The sequence below is a fragment of the Acinetobacter sp. ANC 4973 genome (genome assembly GCF_002135275.1).
GTDB lineage: Bacteria > Pseudomonadota > Gammaproteobacteria > Pseudomonadales > Moraxellaceae > Acinetobacter > Acinetobacter kyonggiensis.
Window position 1 is genome coordinate 22805 of record NZ_NEGM01000022.1, and the last position, 8619, is coordinate 31423.

Below are 8619 nucleotides of genomic sequence, written 5' to 3' on the forward strand. Positions count from 1 at the left end.
GATGAATAAGATGCGCATGCTGCATACCATGTTACGTGTAGGCAATTTAGAACAATCTTTAGCGTTCTATACTGAAGTACTCGGTATGACTTTACTTCGTAAGCGTGATTATGAAGAAGGTCGTTTTACTTTGGCCTTTGTTGGTTATGGTGATGAAAAGAATCATACGGTACTAGAGCTTACGCATAACTGGGATACGACAAGCTATGAGTTAGGCAATGCTTATGGTCATATTGCTATTGCAGTGGATGATGCTTATCAAGCTTGCGAAGAAATTAAAGCGCGTGGTGGTAACGTCGTGCGTGAAGCAGGGCCAATGAAAGGTGGCATCACGGTCATAGCTTTTGTGGAAGATCCAGACGGCTACAAAATTGAGTTAATTCAGCAAGATGTCAATGCTCGAAATAACTAATGAAAAAAGTGGTATAGATAAACTAAATATTCAACATTGAATTGAAAAACTAGCTTTATTTACCGAGCCCAGTAAGATGAAACTTTACCACTAGGTAAACTCACTTATTGGGCTTTTTTATCTTTAAATAATTACAGGAAGTAGCAATGTTAAAATTATTGGCATTGGATCGCTTTACCATTTTACTGATTGTGATGGTGATCTTGGCAACGATTGTTCCAGTATCAGGTTTGGCTGCAAATATCTTTAGCGTCATCACCTCGGGTGCAATTGCAATTTTATTTTTCTTACATGGTGCAAAAATTTCCAGAGAGGCACTTGTCGATGGTGTGATGCATTGGAAGTTTCATCTTGTTGTTTTTACTTTTACCTTTGCATTATTTCCACTTTTAGGTCTGATGGCTAAGCCCGTTTTGTTGCCGATTTTGGGGCAGGAATTGTACTGGGGCTTTTTATTTATGTGCTTTTTGCCATCGACGGTACAATCTTCTATCGCTTTTACTTCTGTTGCGAAAGGTAATGTTGCCAGTGCGGTATGTAGTGCTTCATTTTCTAATTTGATTGGAATGTTTATAACGCCAATATTGGTGAGTTTCTTTATTTTAGGTCAGTCTCAACAAGGATTTGATCCAACCTCATCTATTATTAAAATTACCTTATTGTTATTAGTACCTTTTGTTTTAGGGCAGCTACTCCGTCCTTATGTTTATCCTCACATGTTGAAAACACCCAGTTTGGTCAAATTTTTTGATCAGAGCACTATTTTGATGGTGGTCTATGGTGCTTTTAGTGGGGCAGTGGTTGCTGGACTATGGACAATTGTCAGTTGGCAAACCCTATTGATTTTAACTTTGGTTTGTTCAATATTTTTAACCCTGATTATGTTGCTGGCGTTTTATATTCCAAAATGGTTGGGCTTTAATAAAGCAGATCAAATTGCGATCTTCTTTTGTAGTTCTAAAAAAACGCTAGCCAGTGGTGTACCGATGGCACAGATTTTATTTATCGGGCAGCCTTTAGGAATGATTGTTTTACCGATTATGATCTTTCATCAAATTCAGTTAATGGTTTGTGGTGTGATCGCGAATTATTGGTCGAAGCATCCAGTATCTGAGCCTCAAGAATAATTCGCTATCTTATATTTTTTGCCGTATAATCACGCCCACTTGTTGTGCTTAGCTCTGACGGTATCCGTCTCGGTGGGCCAAAAGAATGGTCTGTTGTGGTGTTGATCTCGCTTTTCTTTGGATAAGCTTTTTCCTCTAATAATGAGAGTGATCAATTGCGATGACAGCATAAGCCTTTCTTAACTTAGGAGTAGTCGACCATGCGCGCCGATATCCACCCAAAATATGAAAAATTAGTTGCTACTTGTTCATGTGGTAATGTAATCGAAACTCGTTCAGCGATTGGTAAAGAAACTATTTACCTAGACGTATGTTCTGCATGCCACCCATTCTATACTGGTAAACAGAAGAATGTTGATCAAGGTGGTCGTATCGACAAGTTCAAACAACGTTTTTCTGGTATGTCACGTTCTATCAAACGTCCTGACTAATACTGTTAGATGTAAAAAAAACGGGCATTTTGCCCGTTTTTTTTACATCTAAAATTTATATTCTAGAAAACATGTACAAGACCTATTGGTCTTGTACATCAATAAGATGATCTAGTTTTTTCTGGAAATAGTCACCTTGAATAAAGCGAGCATCCACATTCCACGCATTTGCAAACAGTGTCATGTCATTTAAATCACGCAGCATAATTTCAACGGGTTTAATTTCATGGAACGTTTTGATTTTTTCTTGTAATTCTTGTGTGGATTGTTCTGACTGTAGCATTTTAGTCAGACTGTGATGTAATGTTAAGCCGTTGATATCGAGTTGACGTGCAGCAGATTCACTATAAATACTGTTACCAAAGTCTCTTAAGGATATTTCAGCACCAAATTGGCGTAATTGCGCGATATGTTTTTGTGCATCAGGTATGTTCTGAGTCAGGTCTTCTTCTGAAAATTGTAAAATAAGCGGGTGAGTTAATTTACTTCGAACAATCGTAATTAATTTGGAGATAAATTCAGGGAAAGTACGATCAAGCAATAAGACTGCTTTATTTAAATTTACAATCAATTTTGCTTCAGGATATTGAGTAATGAAATTATGCAGTTGTTTACATGATTCAACTAAAATCCAGCGATCCAATTTAATTGATAATTCAGTATCTTCTGCCAATTCTCTTAAACTGGATAAATCTTTCCATGTGTTCTCAAAAATGAAGCCACTCGTTACTTCATAGGTGTATAAATTACTGTCTTGTTTATCATACAACTGTTGATATTTAAGATGAATCTCACCTCGGTCTAAACTGTGTTGTAAAGCGCGAATGAGTGCAGATTCAGGTACGGCATCTACGGACTTGATTTCCTGATGCTGTAGTTCAATTGTCGGGGTGTCTATACGCGTTTCTAATTCGAGCTGTGGTGTAGGCTCATTTTTAGGTAAAACAGTACTGTAAGCTAAATTAATAAATTGTTCGAAGTGATTTTCATCACGTATTTCACTATCTAAAACTGAATAACCAATTCTAAGATTGAGTGGATAAGTGGATTGATTGATGGTTAATAATTGTGGTTTAGTGAGTGAATTTAAGCCAATGAGTTTAGATTCTAATTTTGCTTTGGATTCTGCTTGGAATAAACCAATAAAAACACCAGTCGCAATTTGAAATAATGGAGCATGCGTTTGATCTTTTAAAAACTCATTGATCTGATTGAAATAATTTTTTGAAGTGATCCAATCACCTTGAAAAATAATTTCAGGGCATGATGCTAAAGAAAAGAGCACCAATGCATTAATATTAGAGGGTTGTTTGGTGATTGCTCGATTGATCAACTGATATGTATTTGGCTTTTGTGTGTTTTTCTCAGTTGTACTGCTGGTTACATTGGTTGATTCTGAATTTTCAATATCAATGGTAATTTGTAATGCATCTTCATCCGTAGAAGGTAAAAATTCGATTTTAAGCGGATTTGGAATAGCAACGTGATTATTTAAGGTGGTGATATCAAAACGACCGAAATCGAATTGACCTTGGGTAATTTTTTTAAACCGCAACTTAAAGTCATTTAATTCTTTGGGTTGTAAAAGGTCAAGTAAGGGAAGACCAACAATATCCTCCTCATTTTTTATTCTAAATAGAGCTAAATATTCAGCATTGGCTTGAATATGAATGCCTTCTTGAATCAGTGCAATGGCTTTATTACTATCTTGCGCTAAAGATTGAGCTTGGGTTTGTGCTGATTCTAACTCATTCATTAAATGTTGTTGCGTTAGAAGTAGTCGGCTCAATGAAAGGGCGCGGAGTAAACCAATATAGAAACGATCGAGATAATCCAGATTTAAAATGTCGTAAACGCCTTTACGAATATAACTCGCATATTGTTCTGCCTGATAATTATCGGGTTTTAGCAGAATAATCGGTAAGTTAGGCTGTTTTGATAATTGGATTAAGCTTAAAGCCTGTTCATATTTTAAGTCATAAGCACGGCCAAAAATGACCAGATCCCAATTTTGATGTAATTGCTTCTCAAAATTTTGTAAATCATCAAGCAATGTTGCCTGTACGATATGTTCGTTCGATATTAAAAGATCACGAATCTGATTAAAACGTATTTGATTATCATCGATAATGAGTAAACGCGTCTCGGTACGTTTTAACTTTTTAGACAATAATGGATTTCTCACTTCAATGCTTCCCATAAATCGTGATTCTTGATTTCATTCATTTGTTTATTGATAAAGTTTTTAACTAAAATTTCTTGTTGATCATTGAGTAATTCAAACTCAAATCGGATAAAACTTTGTGTAATTAGCTGTGCTTTGGTGAGATAAATTTTGAGTTCTTCTTTTCCTAAGCGCAAATGAATGGTTTGTTTTTCTCTAAACAGGTGTGAGCCTGAGACAATTAAGCTGGTCGAAATATTATCCAGTTGAGCTGTTTGAACAATCAATGCGGGTTGATAATTGTTGTTATGGCGCTCAGTTTTTACCATGACTGAACACGGGAATAAATCTTGCGCTAATACTTCAAGACCAAGCTCTAAACTTTTTTCTGTCGACTGTTTAATCCAACGAATTACACCACCGCGCCAAGGGCTATTGGTGCTTTCTTGAATAAGAATAAATTCACCGGTTTTTAAATTCGTAGGTGTAATCCCTGTCCATTTAATTCTGTAACCATTCACACTAATATCAAGAACGTCAGCAGAATAAATTTGTTTAGCTTCTCGATCGAGGGTTTTAGCGGTTGTGATTTCAGCAGGAATATTAGAATTCATTGAATTAATAAATGTGCTTTCATTTTGGAATTGATAATTATTTTCTAAATCCAAAGTTTCATGAAAGTTTTTACCTTTAGAGAGGTAAAAGTGTGCAACGGCAAGACTAAAACATATTTGTAATTGAGCAGAATATTCGTAACGCTCATAGCGACGTTCGGTATTGGTTGTCAGTAAGTTGTGAATATGAAAATGTAAGGCAGGGGTTAAGAAGAGCTTTTCATTACGCGATAAATATCCCGTTTTTTTCGATTGAGTTTCAGATAAATGATCAAGTAAATTTTGGGTCGAAATATAGATGGTCGGTTTATATAAACTGGATTGATCAGTATTGAAAACAGGTGGGTGATCTTTGTTGATGTCAATAATATAGCGTGAAAGCGTGGTTTCTTTAGATAAGATGTGAACCAGTTTTGCCCAATCAAAGCTACACAAATATAGACCTTGCATTTCAGAAGGGCGAATTTGATGCGTATTGAAGATATCGAGCAAAATAAGCTGTGAGTAAGCCTGAGTAATGGTTTGTAATTGGTGTTGAGTATCTAAAATCTGATTGATGTTCGTTTGATAGAAATTGTTTTTAATCGCACATTCAAGCAATTGGTGTGCCACTAACCATTGCCCAAATAAAGGTGTGCTATATAACAAATGTTGCTGATAAAGTAACAATGACAGTTGTTGCAATGCGTAATAGGTCGAAACCATTCTTGCAGTTTGTAAACTTTTCTTTTGATTAAAGGCAAACAATGAAAATTTTTGCAAACTTAACTGTGTATTGCATCTTTTTGAAATATCGATATAAATTTTTGCGAAATGGCTGCGTAATAACATCGCCAATTCAATAATTTGATCATTACGATCAGAGGTGATAAGGCTTTGATTGAAAAAATGTTTTTCCAAGCTAATCAATACATTATCAATGGTTGGGTGTAGAATTTGAATTAAATCAAAACGAAGCATTTCTGGGCATTTAAGTTCTGAAATTTCGAGTAACGCGTTGAAAAGTTCTTTTGAAGAATTCCCGAGTTGTAGAATGGATAAATTAGCGACCCATTCTTGCAGACCTTTTGCATTAGATGGACAAAAGCTCAGTTTTTCCAACTTTAACTCTGTTGGAGTTTGGAAGATATCTGAAGTACTCATAAGCATCGTTATTATTTAACTCAAAAAGTTGAAACCCCAAAAAGCGGTGTTTTGTTTTTTTCGCCCGCTATTTCCCTAACGAGTTTAGGAACCAAATATCCTGGAAGGTTCTCTAAAACATCTTTATATATAAGATTAATCTCTTTAGGACTTAAGTCAAAATGATGCGCGCCTTTTACTTTATCTAATACATGTAAATAATATGGCATTACACCTGCATCAAACAAACGATAACTTAAATCGACTAAAATCTGTGCAGAATTATTGATTCCCTTTAATAAAACTGCTTGGTTGAGCACGGTAATTTGCTGTTGAACTAATAGCGAAAGCTTAGCGCAAGTCAAATCATCAAGCTCAGCTGCGTGATTTGAGTGTACCACTAGAATAATCCGTAGCCTACTGTTTTTTAATAGAGAAACGAGCTCTTCATCGACACGGTTGGGGATTACGATAGGAACTCGTGAATGAATTCTCAAAAATTTAATTTGCGGTAAAGACTCTAAACGATCAATCCACAGTTTTAGTTTTCGATTTGAGAGCGTAAGTGGATCTCCACCACTAAAAATGACTTCATTGATATCTGGTTGGCTTTCAATATAATTTTGAATGTTTAGCCAATCTTCATTCTTAGGTAAATTTTCTTGATAAGGAAAATGACGGCGAAAACAATAGCGACAGTGAACTGCACAAGCACCCGTTAAGGTGAGTAAAAAGCGAGATTTATATTTGTGTAATACACCTGGTTGTTGATTGGCTTGTTCTTCACCTAATGGGTCTGTCACGAAGTCAGGGTGGTCTTCGAGTTCTAGATGATGAGGTAATACTTGCAGTAAAAGGGGGTCAAGTGGATCACCAACGGTCATTTTTCCAACAAATGCACGGGGAACACGTAATTTGAACTGTTCAGAAGCAAGGATTGCCCCTGATAATAATTGCTCAGGACAGAGCTTAAGCACCTCAAGTAACTCTAAAGGGTCTGTAATAAGGTCACTGAGTTGAGATTGCCAGTTTTGCTCTTGATACAAATAGTTTATCATGCCGCATGTAAAAAATGATGCTAGTCTAGCATTAATAGATTTAAGTTAGTAAGTTTGGAGTGAGCCTTTCATGGCCAATTATTCGACAAATGATTTTAAAGCTGGCCTAAAGGTCATGCTGGATAGTAACCCATGTTCAATCATGGAAAATGAATATGTGAAACCTGGTAAAGGTCAAGCATTTAACCGTGTGAAATTGCGTAATCTTAAAACGGGTAAAGTTTTAGAAAAAACGTTCAAATCCAATGAAACACTGGAAGGTGCAGACATTGTAGAAGTTGAAATGGATTACCTTTATAACGATGGCGAACTCTGGAACTTTATGGATCCAGTAAGCTTCGAACAAATCACAGCTGACAAAACTGCGATGGGCGATGCTGCTAAATGGTTGAAAGACGATTCAAACGAAAAATGTACCATTATGTTGTTCAATGGTATTCCATTGACAGTAAGTGCACCGAATTTTGTGGTCTTGAAAATTGTTGAAACTGATCCAGGTGTACGTGGTGATACTTCTGGCGGTGGCGGTAAGCCTGCTAAACTCGAAACTGGTGCAGTTGTTCGTGTACCATTATTCGTACAGCAAGAAGAAAGCGTTCGTGTAGATACTCGTACGGGTGATTATTTAGAACGTGCATAATGGTTTAAAAATAGACTATTATCGAAAGGGATGATGAAAATCGTCCCTTTTTTTATGCCAGAACTATAAATGAAAAATAAAATATAAGGAGTACCGTCACAAAAGAGCAAACAGCAGTAAGCCAGACAATAAAAATGAACGCTGATTTATGCAGAATAGATGAGGGATTGACATGGAAACGACTCAACAGAAGTTATCAATAACTTCAAAAATAGTATGGATTTTAGTCGCAGTTTTAGGTGCAGTATCATTTGGGACGCTTGCACTGAGCAGAGGTGAGCATGTAAATGCTGTTTGGCTGGTTTTAGCAGCCATCTGTATATATAGCATTGCTTATCGTTTCTATAGTTTATTTATTGCGAATAAAGTTTTTGAACTCAATGCGCGACGTTTAACACCAGCACATCGTTTAGCTGATGGTCTGGATTATGTGCCTACCAATAAATATGTCTTGTTTGGACATCACTTCGCAGCGATTGCTGGTGCAGGGCCTTTAGTCGGTCCTATTCTGGCTGCACAGATGGGTTATTTGCCAGGAACGATTTGGTTGTTGGTCGGTGTCGTTCTTGCGGGTGCTGTTCAAGACTTTTTGGTGTTGTTTATTTCGACCCGTCGTGATGGGCGTTCATTAGGTGAAATGGCGAAGCAAGAACTTGGTTCCTTTGCTGGAATTATCGTTATGCTTGGTGCATTAGGCGTGATGATTATTATTCTTGCCGTATTAGCACTTGTGGTTGTAAAAGCACTCGCACATAGCCCTTGGGGCGTGTTTAGTATTGCGGCAACCATTCCCATTGCATTGTTCATGGGCGTATACATGCGTTATATCCGTCCAGGAAAAATTGCCGAGGTTTCGCTCATTGGCTTTGTGTTGATGATGGCGGGAATTGTTTATGGTGGGAATATTGCAGCCGATCCTTATTGGGGGCCTTTGTTTACGCTCACAGGGACGCAATTGACATGGTGTTTGATTGGTTACGGTTTTATTGCTTCAGTCTTACCTGTGTGGTTGTTGCTTGCGCCACGTGATTACTTATCTACATTCTTGAAG

Annotated in this window: 8 protein-coding genes; 5 read left to right on the forward strand and 3 right to left on the reverse strand. The window is 36.9% G+C overall.

Annotation, left to right across the window (positions count from 1 at the left end):
- The first annotated feature begins 10 nt into the window (after positions 1-10).
- The 3 genes from gloA to rpmE all read left to right on the forward strand — a co-directional run bounded on the left by gloA (position 11) and on the right by rpmE (position 1970).
- A complete protein-coding gene (gene gloA / locus B9T30_RS15405) occupies positions 11-412 on the forward strand; it encodes a lactoylglutathione lyase (protein ID WP_086185775.1) in 402 nt (133 codons plus the stop codon).
- A 146-nt stretch (positions 413-558) separates the two neighbouring features.
- Complete coding sequence (locus B9T30_RS15410) at positions 559-1539, forward strand: bile acid:sodium symporter family protein (RefSeq protein WP_086185776.1); 981 nt, start codon at positions 559-561, stop codon at positions 1537-1539.
- 200 nt (positions 1540-1739) lie between these two features.
- Entirely contained in the window at positions 1740-1970 is a 231-nt protein-coding gene (rpmE, locus tag B9T30_RS15415) for a 50S ribosomal protein L31 (RefSeq protein WP_086185777.1), read from the forward strand.
- An 82-nt stretch (positions 1971-2052) separates the two neighbouring features.
- Here rpmE and B9T30_RS15420 read toward each other — a convergent pair whose 3' ends face one another.
- The 3 genes from B9T30_RS15420 to epmB are packed head-to-tail and all read right to left on the reverse strand — an operon-like array spanning position 2053 to position 6928.
- Complete coding sequence (locus tag B9T30_RS15420) at positions 2053-4170, reverse strand: EAL domain-containing protein (protein WP_086185778.1); 2118 nt, start codon at positions 4168-4170, stop codon at positions 2053-2055.
- The gene (locus tag B9T30_RS15425) at positions 4152-5897 is read right to left on the reverse strand and encodes a GTPase (RefSeq protein WP_086185779.1); all 1746 of its coding nucleotides are present in this window, start codon (positions 5895-5897) and stop codon (positions 4152-4154) included. The genes B9T30_RS15420 and B9T30_RS15425 overlap by 19 nt, the downstream gene beginning before the upstream one ends.
- 14 nt (positions 5898-5911) lie before the next feature.
- On the reverse strand, positions 5912-6928 hold the full coding sequence (gene epmB / locus B9T30_RS15430; RefSeq protein WP_086185780.1) for an EF-P beta-lysylation protein EpmB: 1017 nt from the start codon (positions 6926-6928) through the stop codon (positions 5912-5914).
- Between the two features lie 70 nt (positions 6929-6998).
- Between epmB and efp the strand changes: the two genes are divergently transcribed.
- Both efp and B9T30_RS15440 read left to right on the forward strand, forming a co-directional pair.
- Positions 6999-7568, forward strand: a complete 570-nt coding sequence (efp, locus tag B9T30_RS15435) for an elongation factor P (RefSeq protein ID WP_086185781.1) — start codon at positions 6999-7001, stop codon at positions 7566-7568.
- Positions 7569-7740: 172 nt separating this feature from the next.
- Positions 7741-8619: carbon starvation CstA family protein (locus B9T30_RS15440; protein ID WP_319830019.1), on the forward strand; the 879-nt coding region annotated here is incomplete at its 3' end.